We start from the raw sequence: 25,475 nt of genomic DNA, 5'->3' as shown, positions 1-25,475 counted from the left end.
CCAGATGACGAACCCTCCCTCGCCGGCCTCACCCGCCGCCGGCGCTTCCAACCCCCGCTCCGCCCACGCCGCCCGTCTCGCCAAGGTCCGCAAAGCCATGGACGAGGCCGGGCTCGACGCCCTCCTTCTCTCGCTGGGTGCGGACTTACCGTGGCTGACCGGCTACGAAGCTATGCCCCTGGAACGGCTCACCATGCTGGTCGTGCCGGCGAAGGATCACGCCATCCTCGTCGTTCCACGCCTCGAGGCGCCGAGAGTCGTCGCCGACCCGGACTCATTCGCCATCCGCCCCTGGCGGGAGGAAGAGGACCCGATCGACATCGTGGCTTCGCTCGTAGGGTCCGGAAACGGCCATCTGGCCATATCGGACCGGACTTGGGCGACCTTCCTCCTGGCACTTCAGCGGGCGCTCCCCGAGGCGACCTGGCAGCGGTCATCGTCGGTTACCGGGCCGTTACGTGCGGTCAAAGACGAAGCCGAGATCGAGGCGCTGGCAGAGGCCTCGGCCGCAGCTGACCGGGTTGCCGCCCAGCTGCTCGAGGGTGAGATACCGCTCGTCGGCCGGACCGAGAGGGAGGTCTCCGAGGACATCGGCCGTAGGTTGATCGCAGAGGGCCACCAACGGGTCAACTTCGCCATCGTTGGGAGCGGACCCAACTCCGCCAGCCCGCATCACAACGCCGGCCCCAGGACGATCCGGGCGGGAGAGGCCGTCGTGTGTGACTTCGGCGGGACCATGAACGGGTACTGCTCCGACATCACTCGCACGGTCTGGACCGGATCGGCGGAGCCCCCGAAGGAGTTCACCAAGCTGTATGCCGTCCTCCAGGAGGCGCAAGCGGCGGGTGTCGCAGCAGCTTCGGTCGGCACCACTTGCGAAGGCGTCGACGCGGCGGCCAGGGACATCATCGCCGCGGCCGGCTACGGCGAGGCCTTCATTCACCGGACCGGCCACGGAATCGGGCTCGAGGAGCACGAGGACCCGTACATCGTCGCAGGGAACCAGCTTCCCGTGGTCCCCGGCAACGCGTTTTCGGTCGAACCCGGCATCTACCTCGACAGGCGCTTCGGCGCGAGGATCGAGGACATCGTGGTGGCCACGGCCGGCGGCCCCCGTAGCCTCAACTCAGTCAGCCACGACCTCGCTGTCGTCGACTGATGGACCTCGGGATCCAGGGCCGAGTCGCGCTGGTCACCGCCTCGTCAAAGGGACTCGGGCGAGGCGCGGCCCTAGCGCTCGCCGCCGAGGGCGCCAAAATGGTAATCAGCGCCAGGGGAGAGGAGGCGTTGCGGAAGACCGCCGGCGAGATCGCGGGCGCGGGTGGCGAGGTTCACGCGATAGCGGCTGACGTCACCGACCCGGAATCACCTCGCCGGTTGGTATCTGAGACGGTCGAACGGTACGGCGGTCTGGACATTCTCGTCGCCAACGCCGGCGGCCCACCCCCTGGTCGCGCGCTCGAGATCACCGACGAGCAGATCGACGCAGCGGTGAACGCCAACCTGACCACCAGCGTGAGGCTGGTGCGCGAGGCGGTGCCGGCGCTCCAGGAGGGCGGCTGGGGCCGTATCTGCTGCATCACCTCCTGGTACATCAAGCAGCCCAGCCGGACCCTCGCGCTCTCGAACCTGGCGAGGACCGGACTGTGGGCTTGGGCTAAGACGGCGGCGTTCGACTTGTTCCCAAGCGGGGTCACCTTGAACGTGATCTGCCCCGGCGCTCACGCGACCGACAGGATGCTCAGTCTGGGTGGGTCCACCGATGAGATGGGAGATCCCGTCGACTTCGGCCGGATCGTGGCGTTCCTCTGCTCCGACCCAGCCGGATACGTCTCGGGCGCCACCCTGATGGTCGACGGCGCGGCGAGCGTCGGGCTGGTCTAGAGCCGCGTAGCCGGCCGCAAAACCGACCCGAACAGCAAAAACCCACCGGCGGTTGCCATTTGGGCCCGAACAGCCCTACAGTCTTGGCTAATGCCGATTAAATCGCTCGACAAAGGAGCAAACCTCGGAAATATAGGTTTCGGTGGTTCAGGCGGTCGAGTCACACGCATGGCTCTAGCAGCTGGCGGCGCCGGCCTCGCACTCGCTCTCGTAGCCTCCGCGTGCGGCTCCTCGGGCGGAGCCTCATCTGGCAGCTCCGCCCCGGTGACGGTCCGTCTCGGCTATTACCCGAATCTGACCCACGCCCCCGCTCTGGTCGGCGTCGCCCAGGGGATCTTCGCCAAAGACCTCGGCTCCGACAAGCTCGATGCCTCGCAGACCTTCAGTGCAGGACCCGCCGAGAACCAGGCGCTCCTGTCCGGCTCGATCGATATCGCGTTCGAAGGGCCCAGCTCGGTCCTGTCGGCATACAGCTCCTCGAACGGCGCGGTCACGATCATCGCCGGCGCCGCGTCCGGGGGCGCCGGTCTGGTGACCAAGCCGTCCATTACCTCGCCGGCGCAGCTGAAGGGAAAGACCCTCGCCTCTCCTCAGTTAGCCAACACGCAGGACGTGGCACTGCGGTACTGGCTGAAGCAGCAGGGGTACGCCACCACGACTTCGGGAGGCGGCGACGTGGACGTCCAGCCGTCCTCAACGGGCAACGGCACGATCGTCACCGAATTCAAGGGCGGTTCGATAGACGGAGCCTGGGTTCCTGAGCCTTACGAAAGCCAGATGATCGCCGCGGGAGGTCACCTGCTCGTCGACGAGGCGACCTTGTGGCCCGCAGGGGAGTGGGCCACGACCAACGTTGTGGTGCGCACCGCGTTCCTCAAGCAGCACCCCGCTACGGTCAGACGGTTCCTCACAGGGCTGGTCGACACCGTGGCCTTCATGAGCGCCAACCCGACGCAGGCTCAAACGGCGTTCAACCAGCAGCTCGGCTCCCTCCAAGGAGGAAAACAGCTGTCCTCCTCGCTCCTCGCCGCTGCCTGGAACCGGCTCAAGTTCACCGCAGACCCACTTGCCTCGACTCTGCAGACCCAGATCCAGCACGGGGTAGCGGTCGGTCTGTTGAAGCAACCTTCCGATCTCGCCGGCATCTACAACCTCGGCGCGCTCAACAGCGTGTTGAAGGCGGCCGGCCAGCAGCAGGTCCGCGGTTTGTGACCCTCGCAGCCCAGGCCGCCCCGGCCGGCACAGGCGGAAGCGCCGGCACGACCCTCGCTGTGAGGCTCGACTCGGTGTCCAAGGTGTACGGCCGGGCGGGGAGCTCTGTTGCCGCGCTTGACCGCGTCAGCATCGACGTCGCCGCGGGGGAGTTCTTGTGCCTGGTTGGCGCGTCGGGTTGCGGCAAGACGACCCTGCTGAACCTGATAGCCGGTCTCGACGAGCCGAGCGCCGGCACGATTCACCGGCCGGGTGGCGAGGCGAGCCTGATGTTCCAGGAGCCGGCGCTGTTTCCGTGGTTGACGGCTGCGCGCAACGTCGAGCTCGCCCTGCGCCTTCGTGGAGTTCGCAAGGACGAGCGGACAGCGGCTGCGGCCAAGTTGCTCGAGCTGGTCCGGCTCGATTCCTTCGCCGAAAAGCGGCCTCACGAGCTCTCCGGCGGCATGCGCCAGCGGGTGGCCCTGGCAAGAGCTCTGGCGCAGGAACGCAGCATCCTTCTGATGGACGAGCCGTTCGGCGCGCTCGACGCGATGACCAGAGACGTCCTGCACGAGGAGATCGAAAGGGTCTGGCGCGAGACGGGGATCACGATCGTTTTCGTCACCCACAACGTCCGCGAGGCAGTGCGCCTGGCGGACCGTGTGGTGCTTCTCGCGAGCCGTCCCGGCCGGGTTGCGGCGACGTTCGACATCGACATTCCCCGGCCGCGGCGCATCGAATCGCGGCCGGTAGCGGAGCGGGCAGCGGAGATAACCGACCGCCTCAGGGAGGAGGTAGGCCGGCATGGCAGCCGTTGAGCCAGTCGATTCGAACTCGCGATTGGACGAGCAGATCCTCGGCCTCGACTCTCTCGACCTTCCGGGATTCGGACGCACGCCCCTGTGGCGAAAGGCGTGGAGCACCGTCTGGCCGAAGCTGGCTGCGTTGCTCCTGGGCCTTGCGATTTGGCAGCTGCTCGCATCGAGCGGATGGAAGCCGTCTTATCTGCTGCCGGGGCCGGGGACCGTTTTCAGCCACGTCTGGGACGACCGCCACCCTCTGGCCAGCGGTTTGCTGACCACGCTCCAGCGCGCCGCCGGGTACTACGCCCTCGCGCTCCTGTTCGGAACCGTGGTCGCGATCCTCGTGACGCGAGCCAGGACGATCCGGGCGGCGGTGGTCCCCTTGGCCACCGGGCTTCAGAGCATGCCGTCGGTTGCGTGGGTTCCGATCGCCATCTTGCTCTTCGGAGTGAGAACCCAGGCCATCCTGTTCGTGACCCTCGCCGGCTCGATTCCCGCGGTGGTGATCGGGACGGTCTCGGCGCTCGACTCGGTCCCGCCAATCCTGGTTAGGGCCGGTGATGTGTTGGGAGCCAGGGGCTTCGCTCTCTACCGCCACGTTCTTCTTCCCGCCGCTCTTCCGGGCTACCTCTCGGGCGCCCGGCAGGCGTGGGCATTCGCTTGGCGCTCACTGATGGCCGGGGAGCTGATCGTCAGCGCGAAAGGGACGACCTCGCTCGGTCAGCTGCTGAGCGCGTACCAGGATCAGAGCCTCGCCGCGGACGTCCTCGCCGTGATGCTTGCAATCCTCGCGGTGGGCCTGCTCATGGACGCGCTCGTGTTCTCGAGGCTCGAGCAGCTTGCGCTCCGCCGGCGCGGCCTCGCGGCGGCACCGGCCTGATCGCCGAATTTCAGTCGACTACGAAGTACTTCGCCTGCGGATGGTGGCAGATGATGGCGGCAGTGGTCTGCTCGGGATGGAACTGCCAGGATGTCTCCTCGCTGACCGTGACGCCGAGCCGGTCCGCGCCGACCAGCTCCGCGCATTTGGCGTTGTCCTCCAGATCGGGGCACGCGGGATAGCCCCACGAGTAGCGGCCGCCCCGGTACTGCTGGCGGAACAGCCCGCCAAGCGTCGGGCCGTCCTCGCCGGCGAAGCCCCAGTCCTCACGGATTCGCCGGTGCCAGTACTCGGCGAGAGCTTCGGTCATCTCGACGCCGAGGCCGTGCAGGTGGAGGTAGTCCTGGTAGTGGTTCTCGGAAAAAAGACGCGCCGTCTCCTCCGAGACCTTCGACCCCATCGACACGACGTGGAAGGCGGCGTAGTCGTCCTCGCCCGATTCGACCGAGCGGAAGAAGTCGGCAATCGACATCCATGGTTCGAACGCCTGCCTCGGAAAACGGAACCTCAACCACTCCGCCGTCCGCGACTCGTCCTTCCACACGATCAGATCGTCGCCCTCAGAGTTCACCGCGAACCAGCCGTACGCGACCGCGGGCTGAAGCACGCCTGACGAACGTGCAGCGGCCAGCTGCTCGCGCAGGACTGCGCGCACCCGCTCCTTGAACTCCGCGTCGTTCTCGCCGGTCGACTTGTCTGGCCGGTAGCCCCATTGCGCTCGGAACAGGGCGGTCTCGTTCAGGTACGCAGCTATGTCGTCGAGGGGGATCCCGCGCTCGATGCGGGAACCGACGAAGGGTGGGACGAAGACCGGGTTGTCGACGGCCACCGAAGGCGAACGCTCGGGCAGATCGTCGGGCCTGACCGGCCCGACCCCCCCTCCGACCCCCCCTGCGGCTCCTCCTGCGCCGGCGGCGGCTTCCGCCGCGCGACCCGCCCGCGTCCTGGCACCTTCCCTGCCTTCGGGAACCCGGCCGAAGTCCGGATCCTCCTCTTCGGAACGCTTTAGCTCCATCAAGCGGTCCATCGTGTGCAGGCCTTCGAACGCGTCCTTCCCGTAGAAGAGCCGACCCTGGTATTCGCTTCGCAGGTCTCTTTCGACATAGGTGCGCGTCAATGCCGCACCGCCGAGGATCACCGGGATGTCGGACAGCCCTCGCTCGTTCAGCTCGAGCAGGTTCTCACGCATGATCAGCGTGCTCTTCACGAGCAGGCCGGACATGCCGATCACGTCCGCGCCTACTTCTTTCGCCTTGTCGACCATCTCCGACAGCGAGACCTTGATCCCGAGGTTGTGAACCTCGTAGCCGTTGTTGGTGAAGATGATGTCGACGAGGTTCTTGCCGATGTCGTGCACGTCGCCTTTGACGGTGGCGAGCACGATGCGGCCTTTGCCGCCGTCGTCGGTCTTTTCCATGTGCGGCTCGAGATAGGACACCGCCGCCTTCATCGTCTCCGCGGACTGAAGCACGAACGGCAACTGCATCTGGCCGGAGCCGAACAGGTCACCGACGATCTTCATGCCACCCAACAAGGGCCCGTTGATGACGTCGAGGGCGGTCCACCCATCTGTCAAAGCCGAATCGAGGTCCGCCTCGAGGCCGTCACGGTCTCCATCGACGATTCGCTGCTCGAGCCGGCGCTCGACCGGCCAGCCGCTGCGATCCTCCCGCGCGACGTCGGTCGACGACACTCCCTCGAAGAGAGACAGGAGCTCAGCGAGCGGGTCGTATCCGCCGGCCTTGTCACGCCTGTCGTAGATCAGATCGAGGCAGACCTCGACGACGCGATCATCAAGCTTGTTCAGCGGAACGATCCGAGATGCGTGCACGATCGCGGCGTCGAGTCCGGCCTGCTGGCACTCGTGGAGGAACACGGAGTTGAGCGCATGGCGCGCGGCGGCCGACAGCCCGAAGCTGACGTTCGACAAGCCGACGATCGTGCCGGCCCCTGGCAGCTCGGCCTTGATCCGGCGGATGCCCTCGATGGTCTCGATCCCGTCGCGGCGACTTTCTTCCATGCCGGTGCTGATCGGCAAAACCAGGGGATCGAACAGCAGGTCCTCCGCCGGGATGCCGTAACGGTTCACCGCAAGCTCGTAGATCTCCCGGGCTGCCCGGACCTTCCAATCCGCGGTGCGCGCCTGGCCTTCCTCGTCGATGCACGTGCAAACCACGGCAGCCCCGTACTCGTGGGCGAGGCTCAGAAAACGATCCAGCCTCGTCCCAACCGCATCCCCATCCTCGAGGTTGACCGAGTTGAGAATCGGTTTACCGGCGATCAGCTGAAGTCCGGTCTCGATCACGTCCGCTTCGGTCGAGTCGAGCATCAACGGCACGGTTGCCTGGGTGGCGAACCTGCCGGCGACCTCCCGCATGTCGGCTACACCGTCCTCACCCGTGTAGTCGACGCACACGTCGAGGACATGTGAACCGTCCTTCACCGCCTCCCTCGCCATCGCAACGCAGGTGTCCCAGTCGTCCGACAGCATCGCCTCCCTGAACTTCTTCGAGCCGTTGGCGTTGGTTCGCTCACCCACCACCAGGAACGACGGTGACTGGTCGTAGGGAACATGGCTGTATATCGACGCGATGCCGGGTTCGTGCGCCGGATCCCGCCGTCCCGGCGTCAAACCGCCGCAACGGTCGACGACCGCGGCGAGATGTTCTGGCGTGGTCCCGCAGCATCCGCCTACCACCGACACGCCGTACTCGCTGATGAACCGGGCGTGGAAGTCGGCGAGCTCGTTGGGGGTGAGGTCGTAATGCATCTGGCCGTCGACCACCGACGGCAGACCCGCGTTGGGCAACACCGAGATCGGGACCCTCGCTCTCTGGGACAGGTAGCGCAGGTGCTCGCTCATCTCGGCCGGTCCCGTGGCGCAGTTGAGTCCGACGACGTCGGGCCGCAACGCTTCGAGCGTCGTCAGGGCGGCACCTATCTCGGTGCCCATGAGCATGCGACCGGTCGTCTCGATAGTCACCTGGACCTGGACCGGCAGCTCTCGCCCCGCTTCGGCCATCGCCCGCCGGCAGCCGATGATCGCCGCCTTCGCCTGCAGAAGGTCCTGGACCGTCTCGACTATCAGCAGGTCGGCGCCGCCGTCGATGAGACCCAGGGCGGCCAACTGGTAGCCGTCGCGCTGGTCCGCGAACGTGATCTGGCCCAACGAGGCGATCTTGGTCCCGGGCCCGAGCGAGCCGGCCACCCAGTGGTTCTGGCCGGCTACGTCCCGGGCGATCGACGCCGCCTTGCGGGCCAGGTCGCGGGTGCGCGCTTCCAGCCCGTACTCCGCCAGCACCCAGGGAAGGGAACCGAAGCTGTCCGTTTCGACGACGTGACAACCGACATCGACGAAGCTCTGGTGCAGGTCCGCCACCACGTCGGGGCGGGTCTCGACGAGGATCTCGTTGCATCCCTCGAGAGCCGGACCGCCGAAGTCGTCCGGTCCGAGGTGGCGCAGCTGCAGGTTGGTGCCAGTGGCGCCGTCGAAGATGACGACCGATTCCCGAACCGCGTCGAGGTAGGAACTCACCCCAACAGGGTACAAGGGCGCCTATCCGGACCCAGAAACGGGTTTTTGTCGACCTGGGGCTGGTGTAGCTTCCCTATCTGCCGGCGAGGGCGGCGAAGGCGATGATCACCGCTAGGATCGCCGCGCCGACGGCGACCGGTCCGAGCGGCTCGCGCCGGCGGACCGCCCGGACGGACATGAGGACCGGGAGGATCCCGATGAAGACGATCCTGGTCGTCATTGCGATGACGACGTAGGCGGCGACGATCGCTCCGGTGATCAGCGAGAACTTGTTCTGCTGGGCGAAGGTGGCACTTTGAACGGGCCCTTGAAACGGCGTCGCGTAGCCCCAACCCTGTGTTTGCTGCCAGGCAGCACCGCCCTGCCATCCCTGGCCGGCGTCGAAGCCCCCCGCGCCGACGCTCTGAGCCGGCTGGGGCATCGCCTGCTGGGCTTGGGGCTGGACGTGCTCGGTCCAGCGCGCGCCATCCCACCATCGCAGCTGGACCTGGGGGGCGGCCGGATCCGGGTGCCATCCGGGAGGTGCCGTGTTGGTGCTCATCGGTCGGAAGTTCCTTTCCCTCGTTGGGTACTAATCGGCGTCTTGCTGCCGACCGTTGAGAGCTGCCTTCACGGTTCGCTTAATCTCGCCCGGGAACCATGAGGATCTACACCCGCACCGGCGACGACGGCACGACCGGCCTCCTCTACGGGGGGCGGGTGCCGAAGGACTCAGCGGTGATCGCCGCCAACGGGGCAGTCGACGAGGCCCAGGCCGCTCTCGGGGTGGTCCGCTCCCAAGTGGAAAAAGGCTCCGAGCTCGACGATCTCCTCGTCGGCCTCGAGAAGGACCTTTACGTTCTGATGGCGGAAGTCGCGACCGCGCCAGAGAAGCGTTCAAAGCTGAAGCCTGGCGTCTCGCTGGTCACCGAGGAGATGGTGCGCGCGCTGGAGGAGAGGATCGACGAGTTGGTTCAGCGTTTTCCTCCGATCAACGACTTCGTCATACCCGGACACGATCAGGTCTCGGCAGCGCTCGATGTCGCTCGCACAACGGTCCGGCGGGCTGAGCGCGAGTCGCTTGCGGCCTGTCCACCCGAGTCGTTGGTTCTTCGCTACCTCAACCGGCTCTCGGACCTCGTTTGGGCTCTGGCCCGCTGGCAGGAGCATGGGGAATCAGTGCTGTCCAGGAAGGCCACAGGGCTATCTCGAAAGGCATCAGGTCGATGAACATCCCCTATTTCGAAATCGAGCGGGGCGCCCCCGCCGGTGTCGCGGTGCTCGGCGTACCGGTCTTCTCGGACCTCACCACTACTCCGGAAGCAGGAGCCGAGATCGACCGCGGGTTTCTCGCGCAGCGCCGCTTCGAGGGGCAGCCGGGCCAGGCGATCGCGCTTCTTGCGGACGACGGCTCGACGGTTGTCGCGCTCGGAGTTGGTTGTCGCGAATCGGTGGACGCCAACGCGGTCCGTCTCGCCGGTGGTGCACTCGCCCGCAACGCCGGGGACGCCGAGACGGTGGCGACCACCCTGACCGCTTCGTGGCCCGAGCACGCCCAGGCTGTGGTCGAGGGCATCGGCCTCGGTGCCTACCGGTTCGATGGCAGCGGCAACGGCAGGAACGGGAAGGCGCCGGTCAAGCTGGAGCGGGCGGTCCTTGTCGGCCGGAACGGGATCCGCGCCGCGGTGGAGCGCGGAAGAGTCGGCGTCGAAGCGACTTCGCGGGCGAGGGACTGGGTGAACCTGCCTCCGAGAAGCCTGACCCCCAGGGAACTCGCCCGGCTGACGGTTGAGGCCGCCGAGAAAGTCGGTGCGGAAGTCGAGGTGTGGGACGAAGCTCGGATCGCTGACGAGAGGCTCGGAGCGCTGATGGGTGTCGCGGCCGGCGCGTCCGAGCCTCCGCGGTTGATCAGGGTTCGGCACATCCCTTCCTCACGCCCTCGCGCGCGAATCGCTCTTGTCGGGAAGGGGATCACCTTCGACTCGGGCGGTCTTTCTCTGAAGCCTGCTCAGTCGATGATGACGATGAAGGACGACATGGGCGGAGCTGCAGCGGTCATCGCTGCGACCCTCGCCCTTGCGGAACTGGATGTGCGCGTCGAGGTCGACGGCTGGGTTGCGGCGACCGAGAACATGCCCAGCGGCACGGCCATCCACCCCGGCGACGTCCTGACCGCGCGCAACGGAACGACGATCGAGGTGCTCAACACGGACGCGGAGGGCCGGTTGGTTCTCGCCGACGCCCTGTCGCTTGCCGTCGAGTCGGAGCCCGATGCTGTCATCGACGTCGCGACCCTTACCGGCGGCCAGCGGGTGGCGCTGGGGACCGCGCTCAGCGCAGTCATGGGAACGGACGCCGAGCTGGTCAGGCGGGTCGTCGCCGCGGGAGAAGCCGCCGGCGAGCCGTGCTGGGAGCTGCCGCTGTTTTCGTCCTATCGCAAGGATCTCGATTCGGAAGTCGCCGACCTTCGAAACGTGACCGCCAAGCCTGACGCGTCGACGATCATGGCCGGGCTGTTCCTGAAGGAGTTCACCGCTGGACGCCCGTGGGCGCATCTGGACATTGCGGCGCCGGCCTGGGCGGAGTCCGAGACCGCGCTGACCCGCAAGGGCGGCACCGGGTGGGGCGCCAGGACGCTCATCGAGCTCGTGTCCGGGCTATCGGCCAGAAGACTGTCTGGCTAGTACGCCAGCCCGTTAGGAGGCCTGGCTTACCGAGGACATGTTGAAGTCCTCCACCAGAAGCGGCGGCATCGCGGTGCGCGTGAAGTAGTCCGACCACTCGCGGGGGAGGGTGCGTTCGGAGAGCCCGACCGACGAAACCCGCGCCAGCAGGTCGACGGGGCTCTCGTTGAACCGGAAGTTGTTGACCGCGCCGACGACCTCGCCGTCTTCGACCAGGTAGACGCCGTCTCGCGTCAGTCCGGTCAGGAGAAGGGTTTGCGGGTCGACGGTCCTGATGTACCAGAGGCATGTGAGCAGCAGCGTGCGGCCGGATGAAGCTTCTGTCATACCTCTCAGGTCGTCTCCGTCGGTGGTGCCGTCCATGATGAGGTTGTCGACGTAGGGCGTCACCGGAAGCCCGGTCAGGCTGGCGGAGTGCCTCGTCTGGATCAGCGACTGCAGGTTCCCGTCGGCGATCCAGCGGGTCGGGTGGATGGGGAGTCCGTTGTCGAACACGGACTGCGCGGCCGACGAACTGTGCGCGAACACGACCGGGGAGCACATAAGCGACGGCGCGGACGGGTCGCTGCGCAACGTGATCGGCTTGTCGCTCAGGCGGTCCCCGACGCGCGTGCCGCCGCCGGGCCGGCTGAAGACCGTCCTTCCGTCGTGGGCGTCGCGGGCGCCGAGCGACCAGTACATGCTGATCATCAGGTCGGCTACAGCGGTGGGAGGAAGGATCGTCGCGTAACGGCCCGCAGGGAGCTCGAGCTGTCGCTTGGCCCAATCGAGCCGCTGTGACAGGCCGGCGGAGATGGCGAGAATGTCCACGTCGGTGAAGTCCTCGCTCGGGACTCCGGCCCACGCCGAGCGGGCAAAGTCCTTGGACTTGGCGTTCATCTCCACATACCCGGTCGGTTGATCGTGGCGGGCGCGCAGGCCGGTGGAGGAAGCCAGATAGCTGGTGCGAACCTCATGCGAGGCGAAGCCGAACAGCAGCTCCCCTTCGGCCTCGCTCCGCCCGAACTGGTGACCGAGAGCTTTGGCCGTGTCGGCGAAGACTCCGATCGACGTCTCGGCAGGCGGCGCGTCCCAGTCGCCGGGGCTCAAAACAGTGTCGGCAGCCGCAAGCGGCATGCGGTCCTCGGCCTTGCCGCTCCCCGATGCAGCGGTCTCAGCCGCGCGGACCACGTCTTCGAGGGAATCGAGCGTGACACCTTCCTGCGCGACGATGCCAGTAGCGCCTTCGACGATTGCGATGACGGTGAGCGCGCCGGCGCGGGATATTCCGTTGCTCGTCAAAGTGTTGTTTGCCCACCGCAGATTGGCGCTGGTGATCTCGTCTGCGATGACGATGCAACCGTCGGCGCGGGACATGGAGAGCGCCTGCTCGACAAGGTCCTGGGGTTTCACGTCGTTGACGGTCACCGGCCGGACTCCTCGGTTGTGTTCAGGATGCGAACCTGCCGGAACAGCGCCGACGGGCATCCGTGGCTGACAGGTGCAACCTGTCCGGGCTGTCCCTTGCCGCAGTTGAAGGCCCCGCCGAGGACGTAGGTCGACTCGCCCCCAACCGCCTCCATCGATCCCCAGAAGTCGGTCGTCATCCCCTGGTAGGCGACGTCGCGGAGCTGCCCGGCGAGACGGCCCCCGCGGACGCGGAAGAACCGCTGGCCGGTGAACTGGAAGTTGTACCTCTGCATGTCGATCGACCAGCTCTTGTCGCCCAGGATGTAGATCCCTTCGTCGAGACCGCCGATCAGCTCCGAAGTGGTTGGACCGCCGGTTGCCGGCTGCAACGACACGTTCGCCATCCGTTGCAGGGGGATGTTTCCGGGTGAGTCCGCGAATGCGCAACCGTTGGATCTGCCGAGCCCCTGCCGCGCGGCCATGGCGCGGTTCAGCTGATATCCCACGAGAACGCCGTCGCGGACGATGTCCCACGACTGAGCGGCGACACCCTCGTCGTCGTACCCGATTGTCGACAACCCGTGCTCCACGGTGCGGTCTCCGGTGACGTGCATGACAGGGGATCCGTATCGCAAGTTGCCGAGCTTGTCGAAGGTCGCGAACGACGTTCCGGCGTAAGCCGCCTCGTACCCGAGAGCGCGATCGAGCTCCGTCGCGTGGCCGATCGACTCGTGGATGGTCAACCACAGGTTGGACGGGTCGATCACCACGTCATAACGGCCGGCTTCTACCGCCGGCGCCTTCATCTTCTCGGCGAGCAGCTCGGGGATCTCCGCCAGCTCCCGGTCCCAGTCCCACCCTTCACCGGTCAGGTACTCCCAGCCGCGCCCGGTGGGCGGCGCGAGAGTTCGCATCGTTTCGAAGCCGCCTCCGTTGAATTCGATGCTCACCGCGGTCGCGGTCGGGTGCACCCGGACCCGTTCCTGGAACGTGGCCGTCCCGGACAGGTCGGCGTAGAACTTGTCCTCCTGGACCGCGAGCACCGCCGAGTCGGCGTGATCGACCCCCGGACCGGAAAGCAGCGCGTCCGTCCAGCTCTTCAACAGCTCGATCCGGTCCGACGGGGAGACGTCGAACGGGTTGACGTCGAACGACGAGACCCACTCCTCTCCGCTGTACACAGGCTCGGGGGCGAGCTCCACTCTCTCACGGTTGATTGCACCCGACACGCGCGCCACCTCGACTGCATCGCCGGCAGCCCGTCGCGCTGACTGCTCGCTCAGGCCGCTGGCCGAAGCGAATCCCCACGTCCCGTCGACGAGGACACGGACAGAGAGCCCTGACGACTCGGATTCGGATGCTCCCTCGAGCTCTCGATCCCGAATGCGGACGTCGGCGGCCCTGATCCGCTCGAGCCTGAACTCCGCGTGCGATGCGCGGGACTTCCTGGCTTCGTCGAGCGCTGCGCCGGCGAGACCCTCGAGAGGAAGCGCTCGGAACGACGGGTCCACACTTCGCTTTGCCAAAGTCACGCCTTTCTGTACGCCCGCACCGCCAGGGAAGCAAACAGGATGAACAGGCCTCCCAGCCACAGCGCGCTTTCCCACGCGTGCAGAGCCACCGGGCCGCCCAGGGCCAGCGACCGCATCTCCTCGATGAGGATGCTGACGGGTTGATTCTTGGCGAAGGCCTGCATCCAACCGGGCATGCTCTGCAGCGGGACGAACGCCGCACTCACGAAGACCAGAGGGAAAACCCAGATGAAGCCGAACGCCTGCACCGACTCCTCGTCCTTGATCGCGAGCCCGGTGAACGCCGAAACGCACACGACCACGAGGCCGAACGCGAGCCCCCACAGCACCATGAACAGCGCGGCCCACGGCCCGTTCTCGAAACGGAAGCCGACGGCGTACCCGGTTGCAAGAAGGATGCTGATCGTGACGGCCAGCCGGATCATGTCCGCACTGAGCCTGCCCACCAGAACAGCCGATCGGGCGATGGGCATCGAGCGCAGACGGTCGATCGAGCCCTTCTTCAGTTCTTGAGCGAGTGCGATTGCCGTCCCGAAGGACGTAAATGTCGCGGTCTGCCCGATGATGCCGGGAACCAGGTAGTTCACGTACCCACCCTTGACCTTCACCCCGATCGCCCCGCCGAACACGTACCTGAAGAGGAGCATGAACATCAGTGGCTGGATGACGGTGAAGACGATGTACGCCGGCACCCGGACCCACAGGATCAGGTTGCGGTGAGTCATCGTGACTGCGTCGGTGGCCGCGCGCCGCAAACGCGACGAGACACTTCGCGGTGCCGTCCGGACTCGCGGTGCGATAGTCGCCGCGGTCACGAACGGCCCTCCGTGCTGCTGACAGCCGCACGCCGCCGGCGACCTCGTTTGGGCTCGGGTTCGTCTTCGCTCTCCGCCGCATGCCCCGTGAGCGCGAGGAAAACGTCGTCGAGAGAGGGGCGTCGCAATGCCAGGCCTTGAACCGAAACGCCGGCACCGTCGAGCGAACGCACGGCTTGCATCAGCGCGTCGGATCCGAGATGACCTATGCGGAGTGCGACCAGGCCAGTTTGCCCGTCGACGATCGGATCGGATTCCGACAGCTCCACAACCGCCCGGACTGCGTCGTCGCGCCGGGTGCTGTCCGGAACGGTGAATTCGATGACGTCCCCGCCGATCCTGTCCTTCAGCTGCTCGGCGGTACCGGCGGCTATCACCTGTCCATGGTCGATGACAACGATCTCGTCAGCAAGCTCGTCAGCCTCTTCCAGGTATTGGGTTGTCAGGAGCAATGTTGTGCCGGCGGACACTAGTTCCCGGATCACCGACCACATTCCGATCCGGCCCCTCGGGTCCAGGCCGGTGGTTGGCTCGTCCAGGAAGAGAACCAGGGGATCTCCGACAAGGCTCGACGCCAGATCGAGGCGCCGCTGCATTCCTCCCGAGTAGGTCTTCGCCGGACGGTCTGCCGCGTCGGCGAGGTCGAAGCGTTCGAGAAGCTCCTCCGCCCGTATTCGCGCCTGCCGTTTCGAGAGGTGGTGAAGCCGGCCGAAGATCTCCAGGTTCTCCCTGCCGGTCAACTCTTCCTGAATTGCCGCCGACTGACCGGCCAGCCCGATGATCTCCCTTACCGATTCCTCGTCGTCGACGACGTCGAGTCCCTCGATGACCGCTCGACCTTCGTCGGGCTTGAGCAGCGTCGTGAGTATTCGAACTGCAGTCGTCTTGCCGGCGCCGTTTGGCCCGAGCAGGCCGAGCACGGTTCCTCTCGGGACGGCGAGATCTATTCCGCGAAGCGCGTGCACGTTTCCGAAGGACTTCTTTACGCCTTCGACAATGATGGCGGGGGCATCGGCGGGCGCACCGTCGGCTCCATCGGCTACGGCGCGCACGGGGGGATAAGCAGCCATGCCGGAACGCTACCGCCGACAACGTGCGTCACTTGTTGGGATTCCCGGCGTGGAGGGTGAACGCTGGTGGACGTGAACGGCTGATTCAGTTCGGGCCGCTCGCCAGCGCGACAGCGGCGTCCACCAGCGCCAGATGTACGGCCGCGAACGGAATGTTGCCCATCAGCTCGCCGGAGATCGGCTCGGCCGCTTCTGACAACAACCCGGCAGCACCCGCCAGGCTCAGTATCGATTCCATCCGCTCGTGCGCCTCCTCCCAGCGCTCGGCGGCGGCGAGCGCCCGGACCGCCCAGAGCGATGCGAGCAGGTCCGGGTTGTCGGGTCCGGCTTGGCCGTCGTCGACCCTCTCGGAGTACCGGTGGACGAGTCCGGACGTGCTGAGTCGATCCAGAACGCGGTCGATGGTCTTGGCCACGATCGGGTGCGACGGCGGCCAGGGGCCGCGCCACGCGATGCGGAGGAGCGCAGCATCAGGTTCGTCGTCAGCCTCCGCGCTTCCGTCCCGTCGGAGGCCTCCGTCGAAGGACAAGCCGTCGGTTTCGAGCCAGCTCACGATCGAGCGAGCCTCTTGCTGCCAGGGAACCGCCGCCAAGTCGAGCGGGTCGGCTGCACGGGCGACACGGACGAGCCGGTCCAGCGCGAACCAGGCCTGGACCCGCGACGCCACCAGCATTGCCGGCGGCCCAGGCGTAGTCCAGACACCCGAATCCCGCTCGGGCCAGTGATCGGAGATCCAGTCGCCGGCGGCGGCGAGCTGCGGCCACGCGGCAGTAAGCGGACCGGGCTCACCCCGCCCGCCGCCCGGAGCGGTCCTGCTTGCCCCGATCGCCGCCACCACGTCCCCGTAGCAATCGAGATCCCGGAGCTCCTCTCGAACCCCGACAACCACCGGCCCGGACCGTCTCCACCCCTCCACCCCCAGTACCTTTACGTCCGGCGGAGGCTGGCCGTCGGAATCCAGCCGGGCCGGCCAAGGAAGCGGCGCCTCCTCGACTGCTCTGCGAAGCCACGCCTCTGCAGCTTCGGCGTCCTCGGCGAACCCGACTGAGGCGAAGGTCCGGGCTGCCCCGGCGGCGTCGCGCCACCGGACCCAGCGGTCGTCCGAGGTCCGCTCGCTTCCGACGCGGCGGGGGAGCGAGGTGGTGCCTGCGCCGGCAGGCGCCCCGCCGGCACTGGTGAGCGAGCGCACTGCCAGAAGGCTGCGTTCGACCGGCTGCCGGTACGGGCCGTCGTAGGCGAGCAGCCCCAGCCACCCACGCCAGGCGAGCTCCGTCGATTCGGCCAGCCTCATCGCCGAGTCGAAGGTGAGGGGCTCCGCTCGACCGGTCGACCCCCAAGAACCACCGGTCTGCTCGATGGTCAGGACCAAGCCTTCGCCTTCGTCCAGGCGGCGCACCGCCCGCCAACGAGGGGTACGACGGCCCACAGGTGCCGGCTCCAGCGGCACTCCCGCCCGCACCGCGAGCCCGTCCATGACCAGCCCGTCGGAGCCGGAGGCCACCTCTCTGGCCTCTGCGGCCTCTCCGAACCGGCCCGACGGGAAGACCTCCACCTCTACGTCCACGGGGCCAGAGAGCGCGCGCACCACTCGCACCACCCGGGAGGTGACTTCGAGTCCCGGACCCGGCCAGTCCAGGAAGTCCAGCACCGATACCCGACGGCCAGCGGCCCCTTCCAGGATCGTCTCGAGCACGTTCGTCGACTGGCGGTACCGCTGCTCGCCCGGTGGCAGGGTGCGGGTGGCGTTCGATCCAGTCCGCTCGGGGCCGACTCGCACTGCCCCGCCGGCCGGGTCGAGCAGGCGCCACAGCGCGGCTTTGGAAGCGATTCCGTCGGGGCAGTACCAGTCGATCGTCCCGTCAGCGGATACGAGCGCGCCCGCTGCGCCGTTCCCGATCCACCCGCGCCGGCTGAGAGGAACCCGCGCCGGGTCGGTGATCACAGCTGTGGCACCGACCTATGGGGCACCGACCTATCGGGCACCGACCTCTCAGGCACCGACTTCGACGATCTCCACCTCTTGCGCTCCGCTCGGAGCCTCGTAGGAAACCCGATCGCCTTGGTGCCGGCCGATGAGCGCTTGACCGAGCGGCGAGTTCGGCGAGATAACCGACACACCCTCCCGGCGCTCCTCGATGGAACCGATCAGGTAGCGCTCGACGTCGTCGTCGCCGGCGTAACGCAAAGCCACCACCACACCGGTGGTGACCTCGCCCTCGGCGCCTGCTTCGCCTGACACGATCTCCGCGTCGCGCAGCATCGCCTCGAGCTGGCGGACGCGAGCCTCCATCTTGCCCTGGCTGTCCTTGGCGGCGTGGTAGTCGCCGTTCTCCGAAAGGTCGCCGAGGGCACGGGCCGCCTCGATCGCCCGGGCGATCTCTATGCGGCCGCGGGTGCGCAGGTCCTCGAGCTCGGCCTGAAGCCGGTCGTAGGTGTCCTGAGTCAGATGCGTGGCAGCCATGCGGAACCAGGCTAGTGGCGCTCGCTGCAGAACCTCACAGGGCTGCTCGCCGGCCGCCCCGTGGTTGATTTCAGACCGCCTTTGAGCGAAACTGGTGACACCGTGAACCGCATTTGCAACGTCCCACCCGCCGCACAGATCGTAATTATCGTGTAGCGCATCGGCACACCTAAGCCGATGCGCTTCGTGGACCGTCCCCGAGGGGACGGTCGTTTTGTGTCTCAACCACCGTCAGAAAACTCAATCACCGCCAGAAATACAGGCAGAAACAAGAACGAACAGGAGCCGACAGACCAGTGACCGCCTACAAGATCGCCGTGATTCCCGGAGACGGGATCGGAACCGAGGTGATCGCCGAGGGATTGAAGGTCGCGCGGGCGGCGGGGGCCGAGCTCGACACAACCGAGTACGACCTTGGCGGCCGCCGGTACCTGGAAACCGGTGACGTCCTGCCCGACAGTGTCCTGGAAGAGCTCCGGGGCTTCGACGCAATCCTCCTCGGGGCGATCGGCACGCCGGAGGTACCGCCTGGGGTGCTCGAGCGGGGCTTGCTGTTGCGGTTGCGCTTCGAGCTGGATCTGTACGTGAACCTCCGGCCGTTCGTTTCGGAAAAAAGTGTCGGCGCGGGTGTGCCGATCAACTTCTCGGTCATCAGGGAGAACACCGAGGGAACGTACGCGGGGGAGGGTGGTTTTCTTCGCCGGGGAACACCGTACGAGGTCGCCACGCAGGGATCGGTAAACACCCGGTTAGGCGTCGAACGATGCGTGCGCTACGCGTTCGACCTGGCCCGCTCCCGCGAGAAGAGGCACCTGACTCTCGTGCACAAGACCAACGTGCTCACGTTCTCCGGCGATCTCTGGCAACGTACCTTCGATCAGGTCGCGCTCGAATATCCGGACGTGACCACTGCCTACAACCATGTCGACGCGGCGTGCATCTACTTCGTCGAGAGCCCGCAGCGTTATGACGTGGTCGTCACCGACAACCTGTTCGGAGACATCCTCACCGACCTGGGTGGAGCGATTGCCGGCGGAATCGGCCGGGCTGCGTCGGGCAATCTGAATCCGGATCGCACAGGACCTTCGATGTTCGAGCCCGTCCACGGTTCCGCTCCGGACATAGCCGGCACGGGCAAGGCCAACCCGACCGCGGCAATCGTATCCACCGCCATGATGCTGGACTTCCTGGGTGCCGGCGACGCCGCCTCCCGAATCACCAAAGCGGTCTCGGCCTTCGCACCGGGACCTGAACTGTCGACCACCCAGGTGGGCGACGCCATCGCAGAAAGGGTGTAAGTCGATGCCGATCACCAAGACCGAGAAGATCTGGATGGACGGGGAGCTCGTCGATTGGGACGACGCCCGTATCCATATCCTCACCCACACCCTTCACTACGGCTGCGGCGTGTTCGAGGGCATTCGCGCCTACCCCACCGAGTCCGGCCCGGCGGTGTTCCGGCTCACCGACCACATCGTCAGGCTGTTCAACTCGGCGAAGATCTTCATGATCGACGTCCCCTTCAGCGCCGAGGACATCATCGAGGCGACCAAGACGACGGTCAGGGTCAACGGCCTGACCGAGTGCTACATCCGGCCGATCGTCTACCTCGGCTACGGCGAGATGGGCCTGAATCCCCTTCCTTGCCCGGTGAACGTTTCGATCGCCGTGTGGCCGTGGGGCGCCTACCTCGGCGACGAGGGCATTGCCAACGGCGTTCGCATGAAGATCAGCTCCTGGCAGCGCCACGCGCCCAACGCCCTTCCCCCCGCCGCGAAGGGGACCGGCATGTACATCAACTCTTCGATGGCCAAGGTAGAGGCGCTGAAAGCCGGCTACGACGAGGCGATTCTTCTGTCACCCCAGGGCTACGTCAGCGAGTGCACCGGGGAGAACATCTTCGTCGTCAGGCACGGGAAGATCATCACGCCGCCGCTCGCTGCAGGCGCGCTCGAGGGCATCACCCAGAACTCGGTGATGACCATCGCCCGGGACCTGGGCTTCGAGGTCGAAGTCGGCAACATCCTCCGTTCGGATCTGTACGTCGCGGAGGAGGCGTTCCTCTCCGGGACGGCAGCCGAGGTCGTGCCGATCGCTTCGGTCGATGACCGTCAGGTCGGCGACGGCAAACCCGGCCCGATGACCCGCCAGATCCAGGACGTCTTCCACTCCGCAGTGCGCGGCAAGGTCGACCGCTACAAGGACTGGGCCGAACATGTCGGGTGACCACAGCCATACCCAGCTTTCTGCATCACGGACCGGCGTGGGGGTGGGGCCCCACGCTCGGGAGGAGGATGGGGTTGGGGCCCCGTCCGGGCTGATCGGCAGAGTGGATATCTACGACACGACTCTCCGGGACGGGAGCCAGCAGGAAGGCCTGTCCCTCACCGTCGACGACAAGCTGCGCGTCGCCGAGCAACTCGACCACCTCGGCGTGCAGTTCATCGAGGGGGGCTGGCCGGGGGCGAATCCGAAGGACGCCGAGTTCTTTCGCCGGGCAGCGTCAGGCGACCTGCAGCTGCAGACGGCGACACTCGTCGCATTCGGGTCGACCCGCAAGGCCGGGGGCCGGGCGGACACGGATCCGGTACTCGCCGACCTTCTCGCCGCGCAGACATCTGCCGTCTGCCTGGTCGCCAAGTCGGCCGAGTGGCACGTGACCGAGACGCTGCGGACCAGCCTGACCGAAGCGATCGACATGGTGGCGGATTCGATTGGTTACCTGCGCTCGCAGGGCCGGCGGGTCTTCCTGGATGCGGAGCACTTCTTCGACGGCTACCGCGCCAACCCCGGATTCAGCACCGACGTCCTCAAGGCCGCCGCCGGCGCCGGGGCCGAGGTGCTCGTGCTCTGCGACACCAACGGGGGAAGTCTCCCCTTCGATGTCGAGCGGGTCGTTGGCGAGGTGCGCAACGCACTCGACGGTGGGACGTCGATCGGCTGCCACTTCCACAACGACTCGGGCTGCGCGGTCGCGAACTCCCTCATGGCAGTTCGGATGGGGGCGACCCAGGTGCAGGGCTGCATAAACGGGTACGGGGAGCGCACCGGCAACGCCGACCTCACCGCGGCAGTCCCCGACCTCACTCTGAAGATGGGAGTGGAGACCATCGGGCGCGAACGGCTGCCCCGGCTCACTTCGGTCGCTCACCACATTGCCGAGGTCGTCAACATCGCTCCCGACCCGCATCAGCCGTTCGTAGGCCCCTCGGCGTTCGCCCACAAGGCCGGACTCCACACCAGCGCCATCGCCCGGCAGCGCGACGCCTACGAACATGTGGACCCGGAGTCGGTCGGCAACGGGACCCGCTTCGTCGTGAGCGAGATGGCCGGGCGATCGACCGTGGCTCTGAAAGCCGAGCAGCTCGGACTCTCGCTCGACGACGATCTGCTCGCCGGCATCGTCGAGCAGCTCAAGGACCTCGAGCATCGGGGGTACCACTTCGAGGTGGCCGACGGATCGCTCGAACTTCTCATGAGGGCCGCGACGGGTTGGAAGCAGTCGTTCTTCACCCTCGAGTCCCACCGGGTGATCACGGAGCTCCGCGAGGACGAGACGTTCGTCACCGAAGCCACGGTGAAGGTGGTCGTCGGCGACGACCGGGTGATTGCAACCGCTGAGGGCAACGGTCCGGTCAACGCTCTCGACGCCGCGCTGCGAAAGGCGATCGGTCCCGTGTTCCCGCAGCTCGCCCACGTGCACCTGACCGACTTCAAGGTCAGGGTTCTGGACACCAGCCGGGGCACGGCAGCGATCACCCGAGTGCTGATCGACTCGACCGACGGCGAGAGGACCTGGACGACCATCGGGGTGTCCGAGAACGTCATCGAGGCTTCCTGGGCCGCACTCGAGGACTCGATCGTGTTCGGGTTGCTGCACGGCGCGGACGCCCAGCAGAATCAACCTTCGTGAGCCAACCCGCCCACGTTCCCGTCCAGGCATCCGATCGGGTGCGCCCATCCGCCCTGCTGCCGCCACCCGTGCCGTGGTACCAGGACAGGCCGGCCGAGGAGACCACGCTGGCGCCGCCCGAAGGCCCACGGTTCGGCTCCACCGGGCCGGACCTCGGTTACGGGCTGAAGCTTGCCCGGCGGCTCGAACCGAAACTGATCCTCACTGCGGGGGAGCACGCCAAGGACGTGATCGCGGGGTGCTTCGCCTGCGGATCGCGGCGGGCGGCGCACTTCGGCAGAGCACCGGTCATCTACGACATGGAGTGGGCGTACACGGTGTGGGGCTATCTCGGGGGCGCCCCCGACGACCTGATCGGATGGCGGAAGCCGATGTTCCGCGGTGCAGCGGAGCATTACTGGGACCAGCGTGAAATCGTCGACGCCGTGCGTCTCCAAACCCTCAAGCTGGCCCCGACCCAGGCGAGAGAGAAGTTGAGCAACTGGCGGGAAATGTTCATCGTATGAGCGAGACCGCTTCGATGTCGGTGACCGACGCCGACGCCCAGTTGACCGCTGCGGGACAGATGTTCGAGATCGACCACGTCGACATCCGAGGCATCCCGACGAAGGTCTGGAAGAACTGCCCTCCCACGCTCGGCGCCATACTCACCATGAGCCGCGGCCACGGGGACAAGACGTTCCTCGTCTACGAGGACGAGGCGCTCTCCTTCGAGCAGCATTTCCGGGCCTGCGCTCATCTCGCCAACATCCTCAGGCACCGGTTCGGCGTGTCGAAGGGCGATCGGGTCGCGATCGCCATGCGCAACTATCCAGAGTGGTCGATCGCGTTCTGGGCTGCGGCGGCGGTCGGCGCGATCGTCGTGCCGCTCAACGCCTGGTGGACCGGAGAAGAATTCGAGTACGGGCTCGCCGACTCCGGGACCAAGGTGCTGATCGCCGATGATGACCGGGCCGAGCGGATCGCTCCGCACACCGGTTCACTACCGGACTTGCGTGCTTCGATCGTTGCCCGGACCGCCGGGCCCGTCCCGGACGGGATGCTTCGGTGGGAGGACGTCCTGGGCGAGGTCCCGGCGGATGCTGATCTGCCCACCGTTGAGATCGATCCCGACGACGACGCAACCATCTTCTACACGTCCGGCACGACCGGACGGCCGAAGGGTGCCCTTGGGACGCATCGCAACATCTGCACCAACCCGATGAGCCTCATCTACGTCAACGTTCGCAGCGGGCTCAGGTCGGGAAAGGATCCGACAGGCGATGGCGGTCCGAACGCCTACCTGCTTTCCGTCCCGTTCTTCCACGCGACCGGCTGCCACTCGATACTGGTCACCAACACCCTCGTCGGCGGGAAGCTCGTCATCATGTACCGCTGGGATGCAGGCAGGGCTCTGGAGCTGATCGAGCGCGAGCAGATCACGACCTTCGGCGGCGTTCCGACCATGGTGATGCAGGTACTCGACCATCCCGATTTCCCGACTCGCGACACTTCCAGCGTCAAGAGCGTTGGTTACGGCGGTGCGCCCGCCCCACCAGAATTGGTCCGGCGCATCCAGGAGCACTTCGGCTCGGTTCCCGCATCGAACGGGTACGGGCTGACCGAGACGTCGTCGTTGTCGACGATGAACTCGGGCGACGATTACGTGAAAAAGCCCGACAGCGTTGGCCCTCCAGTCCCCGTCGTCACGGTCAAGGTGGTCGATCCGGACGGACGGGACCTGCCCGCCGGTGCGGTAGGCGAGCTCTTCATCAAGGGTCCGAACGTGGTGAAGGGATATTGGGGCAAGCCGGAGGCGACGGCGCAGACGTTCTCCGACGGTTGGCTCCACACGGGCGATGTCGCTCGCATCGACGACGAGGGCTTCGTGTACATCGTCGACCGGGCGAAGGACATGTTGATCCGGGGCGGCGAGAACATCTACAGCGTCGAGATCGAGGACGTTCTGTACGAGCACCCGTCGGTAGGCGAGGCAGCGATCATCGGGGTTTCGCACCCGACCCTTGGCGAGGAGCCCGCAGCGGTCATTCAGCTTCGTCCGGGGACTTCGGCGACCGAGTCCGAGCTCCAGGAGTTCGTAGGGTCCAAGCTCGCGGCATTCAAGGTCCCTGTAAAGATCTGGTTCTACGAGGGACCGCTTCCCCGGAATCCGGCCGGCAAGATCCTCAAGCGCGAGTTGCGGGACGAGCTGGTCGGCTCCTGAGCGCGGACCTGGTGGGGAGGCGAGCGTGGGCGTGTTGAGGACCCCGGACGTCCGCTTCACCGGTCTTCCCGGATATCCGTTCGAACCGCACTACGTCCAGGTCGAAACGGACGGCGTCGCGCCGGTCAGGATGCACTATGTCGACGAAGGCCCGCGCGACGGGAGGGTCGTTCTCCTGCTGCACGGGCAACCGACGTGGTCGTATCTGTACCGCAAGGTCATCGCCCCACTCGTCGACGCAGGACTTCGGGCAATCGCCCCGGACAACATCGGATTCGGCAGATCGGACAAGCTGACCGAGGCGACCGACTACACCTTCCAGCGGCACGTCGACTGGATGCACAGCTTCGTGACCGGGCTCGACCTGCAAGAGTCTGTCGTAGTCGTCCAGGACTGGGGTGGCCCGATCGGTTTGAGCGTGCTCGCTCGCGAGCCTGATCGATTCGCCGGCGTGGTGGCGGCGAACACCATCCTGCACACGGGTGATGCAGCGCTGGCCGGAAAGCTGTCCTGGGCACTGAATGGCGTCGGCGACAGCCGCGTGCTCGTCGAGGAGGCGCTTCTCGACTACGTGCTCTTCTACCAGCGGGCTCCGGAGATCCGGCCGAGCATGTTCGTCGACGCCGTAGCGGGGCCGCTCCCTGCTGATGTGCTCGCTGCTTACGACGCGCCGTTTCCCGACCCGACTTACAAAGCCGGCCTGCGACAGCTGACCGCACTGATCCCGCTCACCCGGAACGATCCGGGAGCCGCGATCGGGCGCACCACGATGGCCGCGTTGGAGACGTGGAGCCGGCCGTTCCTTACGGCGTTTTCGGACGGAGATTTCGCGACGCGGGGATGGGAGTCCGTCTTCCAGGAGCGAGTTCGGGGTGCCCGTGGTCAGAAGCACGTAACGATCAAGGGAGCCGGGCATTTCCTGCAGGAGCAGAAAGGCGAAGAACTCGGTCGACTGATCACGGAGTTCGCTGGTTCGCTCGGACCGCCGCGTTTCCGGACATAACGGCGTATTTTTGACAAAGGGGAGCATTCCAGCTTTCGCCCTTTACTCGGCCGAACCGACGTGAGAGAGTCAAACCAGACGGGACGTGAAGTGGTAGGTGGTAGGTGGCATGTCGGTGCGACTTGACGACACG

21 protein-coding genes are annotated in these 25,475 nt (G+C 66.5%); 13 read left to right on the top strand and 8 right to left on the bottom strand.

Translation table 11 applies throughout. The features are described from left to right. Window positions 1-4: 4 nt before the first annotated feature. The 5 genes from VFZ97_16665 to VFZ97_16645 all read left to right on the top strand — a co-directional run bounded on the left by VFZ97_16665 (window position 5) and on the right by VFZ97_16645 (window position 4,758). Window positions 5-1,159, top strand: a complete 1,155-nt coding sequence (locus tag VFZ97_16665; GenBank protein ID HEX6395068.1) for a Xaa-Pro peptidase family protein — start codon at window positions 5-7, stop codon at window positions 1,157-1,159. Then, window positions 1,159-1,884 (top strand): SDR family oxidoreductase, encoded by a 726-nt coding sequence (locus VFZ97_16660; GenBank protein ID HEX6395067.1) that lies wholly within the window; start codon window positions 1,159-1,161, stop codon window positions 1,882-1,884. Before VFZ97_16665 ends, VFZ97_16660 begins: the two co-directional genes overlap by 1 nt. A gap of 168 nt (window positions 1,885-2,052) precedes the next feature. Next, entirely contained in the window at window positions 2,053-3,096 is a 1,044-nt protein-coding gene (locus VFZ97_16655; protein HEX6395066.1) for an ABC transporter substrate-binding protein, read from the top strand. Further along, window positions 3,093-3,893 (top strand): ABC transporter ATP-binding protein, encoded by an 801-nt coding sequence (locus VFZ97_16650; GenBank protein ID HEX6395065.1) that lies wholly within the window; start codon window positions 3,093-3,095, stop codon window positions 3,891-3,893. Before VFZ97_16655 ends, VFZ97_16650 begins: the two co-directional genes overlap by 4 nt. Beyond that, window positions 3,880-4,758 carry an ABC transporter permease gene (locus VFZ97_16645; GenBank protein ID HEX6395064.1) on the top strand — a complete coding sequence of 293 codons (879 nt, stop codon included), beginning with the start codon at window positions 3,880-3,882 and terminating at the stop codon, window positions 4,756-4,758. Before VFZ97_16650 ends, VFZ97_16645 begins: the two co-directional genes overlap by 14 nt. A gap of 10 nt (window positions 4,759-4,768) precedes the next feature. On the opposite strand, the gene metH is transcribed toward VFZ97_16645, so the two are convergent. After that, a complete protein-coding gene (gene metH, locus VFZ97_16640) occupies window positions 4,769-8,293 on the bottom strand; it encodes a methionine synthase (protein HEX6395063.1) in 3,525 nt (1,174 codons plus the stop codon). A gap of 73 nt (window positions 8,294-8,366) precedes the next feature. After that, entirely contained in the window at window positions 8,367-8,834 is a 468-nt protein-coding gene (locus VFZ97_16635) for a DUF2510 domain-containing protein (GenBank protein HEX6395062.1), read from the bottom strand. 98 nt (window positions 8,835-8,932) lie between these two features. On the opposite strand from VFZ97_16635, the gene VFZ97_16630 reads away from it, so the two are divergent. Beyond that, a complete protein-coding gene (locus VFZ97_16630; GenBank protein HEX6395061.1) occupies window positions 8,933-9,502 on the top strand; it encodes a cob(I)yrinic acid a,c-diamide adenosyltransferase in 570 nt (189 codons plus the stop codon). Continuing rightward, the gene (locus VFZ97_16625) at window positions 9,499-10,956 is read left to right on the top strand and encodes a leucyl aminopeptidase (protein HEX6395060.1); all 1,458 of its coding nucleotides are present in this window, start codon (window positions 9,499-9,501) and stop codon (window positions 10,954-10,956) included. Before VFZ97_16630 ends, VFZ97_16625 begins: the two co-directional genes overlap by 4 nt. Window positions 10,957-10,968: 12 nt before the next feature. On the opposite strand, the gene VFZ97_16620 is transcribed toward VFZ97_16625, so the two are convergent. The 6 genes from VFZ97_16620 to greA all read right to left on the bottom strand — a co-directional run bounded on the left by VFZ97_16620 (window position 10,969) and on the right by greA (window position 18,223). Beyond that, window positions 10,969-12,363 carry a metallopeptidase TldD-related protein gene (locus tag VFZ97_16620; protein ID HEX6395059.1) on the bottom strand — a complete coding sequence of 465 codons (1,395 nt, stop codon included), beginning with the start codon at window positions 12,361-12,363 and terminating at the stop codon, window positions 10,969-10,971. Next, window positions 12,360-13,871, bottom strand: coding sequence for a TldD/PmbA family protein (locus tag VFZ97_16615; GenBank protein ID HEX6395058.1), 1,512 nt, complete (start codon window positions 13,869-13,871; stop codon window positions 12,360-12,362). The genes VFZ97_16620 and VFZ97_16615 overlap by 4 nt, the downstream gene beginning before the upstream one ends. Window positions 13,872-13,873: 2 nt before the next feature. After that, window positions 13,874-14,692 carry an ABC transporter permease gene (locus tag VFZ97_16610; protein HEX6395057.1) on the bottom strand — a complete coding sequence of 273 codons (819 nt, stop codon included), beginning with the start codon at window positions 14,690-14,692 and terminating at the stop codon, window positions 13,874-13,876. Further along, on the bottom strand, window positions 14,689-15,762 hold the full coding sequence (locus VFZ97_16605) for an ATP-binding cassette domain-containing protein (protein HEX6395056.1): 1,074 nt from the start codon (window positions 15,760-15,762) through the stop codon (window positions 14,689-14,691). The genes VFZ97_16610 and VFZ97_16605 overlap by 4 nt, the downstream gene beginning before the upstream one ends. Before the next feature lie 85 nt (window positions 15,763-15,847). After that, on the bottom strand, window positions 15,848-17,704 hold the full coding sequence (locus tag VFZ97_16600) for a glycoside hydrolase family 15 protein (protein HEX6395055.1): 1,857 nt from the start codon (window positions 17,702-17,704) through the stop codon (window positions 15,848-15,850). Between the two features lie 48 nt (window positions 17,705-17,752). Then, entirely contained in the window at window positions 17,753-18,223 is a 471-nt protein-coding gene (gene greA, locus VFZ97_16595; protein HEX6395054.1) for a transcription elongation factor GreA, read from the bottom strand. Window positions 18,224-18,519: 296 nt separating this feature from the next. Between greA and VFZ97_16590 the strand changes: the two genes are divergently transcribed. Genes VFZ97_16590 through VFZ97_16565 form a run of 6 tightly spaced genes read left to right on the top strand, consistent with a single transcriptional unit; the run spans window position 18,520 to window position 25,342 of the window. Next, window positions 18,520-19,521 carry a 3-isopropylmalate dehydrogenase gene (locus VFZ97_16590; GenBank protein ID HEX6395053.1) on the top strand — a complete coding sequence of 334 codons (1,002 nt, stop codon included), beginning with the start codon at window positions 18,520-18,522 and terminating at the stop codon, window positions 19,519-19,521. Window positions 19,522-19,525: 4 nt separating this feature from the next. After that, the gene (locus tag VFZ97_16585) at window positions 19,526-20,449 is read left to right on the top strand and encodes a branched-chain amino acid transaminase (protein ID HEX6395052.1); all 924 of its coding nucleotides are present in this window, start codon (window positions 19,526-19,528) and stop codon (window positions 20,447-20,449) included. After that, entirely contained in the window at window positions 20,439-22,136 is a 1,698-nt protein-coding gene (gene cimA, locus VFZ97_16580) for a citramalate synthase (GenBank protein ID HEX6395051.1), read from the top strand. Before VFZ97_16585 ends, cimA begins: the two co-directional genes overlap by 11 nt. Beyond that, the gene (locus VFZ97_16575; GenBank protein HEX6395050.1) at window positions 22,133-22,642 is read left to right on the top strand and encodes a hypothetical protein; all 510 of its coding nucleotides are present in this window, start codon (window positions 22,133-22,135) and stop codon (window positions 22,640-22,642) included. The genes cimA and VFZ97_16575 overlap by 4 nt, the downstream gene beginning before the upstream one ends. Further along, window positions 22,639-24,339 (top strand): class I adenylate-forming enzyme family protein, encoded by a 1,701-nt coding sequence (locus tag VFZ97_16570; protein HEX6395049.1) that lies wholly within the window; start codon window positions 22,639-22,641, stop codon window positions 24,337-24,339. Before VFZ97_16575 ends, VFZ97_16570 begins: the two co-directional genes overlap by 4 nt. Window positions 24,340-24,364: 25 nt before the next feature. Then, window positions 24,365-25,342 (top strand): haloalkane dehalogenase, encoded by a 978-nt coding sequence (locus tag VFZ97_16565; protein HEX6395048.1) that lies wholly within the window; start codon window positions 24,365-24,367, stop codon window positions 25,340-25,342. Window positions 25,343-25,475: the final 133 nt, after the last annotated feature.

The organism is Acidimicrobiales bacterium (assembly GCA_036378675.1).
Taxonomy (GTDB): Bacteria; Actinomycetota; Acidimicrobiia; order Acidimicrobiales; family Palsa-688; genus DASUWA01.
The sequence above is the reverse complement of the archived record's forward strand: the minus strand, read 5'-3'. Positions and strand labels throughout refer to the sequence as shown.

Coding starts and splice junctions, on each gene's coding strand:
- cimA (HEX6395051.1), top strand. CDS start 20,439: ATGTCGGGTGACCACAGCCATACCCAGCTTTCTGCATCACGGACCGGC.
- VFZ97_16655 (HEX6395066.1), top strand. CDS start 2,053: ATGGCTCTAGCAGCTGGCGGCGCCGGCCTCGCACTCGCTCTCGTAGCC.
- VFZ97_16585 (HEX6395052.1), top strand. CDS start 19,526: ATGCCGATCACCAAGACCGAGAAGATCTGGATGGACGGGGAGCTCGTC.
- VFZ97_16570 (HEX6395049.1), top strand. CDS start 22,639: ATGAGCGAGACCGCTTCGATGTCGGTGACCGACGCCGACGCCCAGTTG.
- VFZ97_16625 (HEX6395060.1), top strand. CDS start 9,499: ATGAACATCCCCTATTTCGAAATCGAGCGGGGCGCCCCCGCCGGTGTC.
- VFZ97_16660 (HEX6395067.1), top strand. CDS start 1,159: ATGGACCTCGGGATCCAGGGCCGAGTCGCGCTGGTCACCGCCTCGTCA.
- VFZ97_16635 (HEX6395062.1), bottom strand. CDS start 8,834: ATGAGCACCAACACGGCACCTCCCGGATGGCACCCGGATCCGGCCGCC.
- VFZ97_16605 (HEX6395056.1), bottom strand. CDS start 15,762: ATGGCTGCTTATCCCCCCGTGCGCGCCGTAGCCGATGGAGCCGACGGT.
- VFZ97_16645 (HEX6395064.1), top strand. CDS start 3,880: ATGGCAGCCGTTGAGCCAGTCGATTCGAACTCGCGATTGGACGAGCAG.
- greA (HEX6395054.1), bottom strand. CDS start 18,223: ATGGCTGCCACGCATCTGACTCAGGACACCTACGACCGGCTTCAGGCC.
- VFZ97_16665 (HEX6395068.1), top strand. CDS start 5: ATGACGAACCCTCCCTCGCCGGCCTCACCCGCCGCCGGCGCTTCCAAC.
- VFZ97_16630 (HEX6395061.1), top strand. CDS start 8,933: ATGAGGATCTACACCCGCACCGGCGACGACGGCACGACCGGCCTCCTC.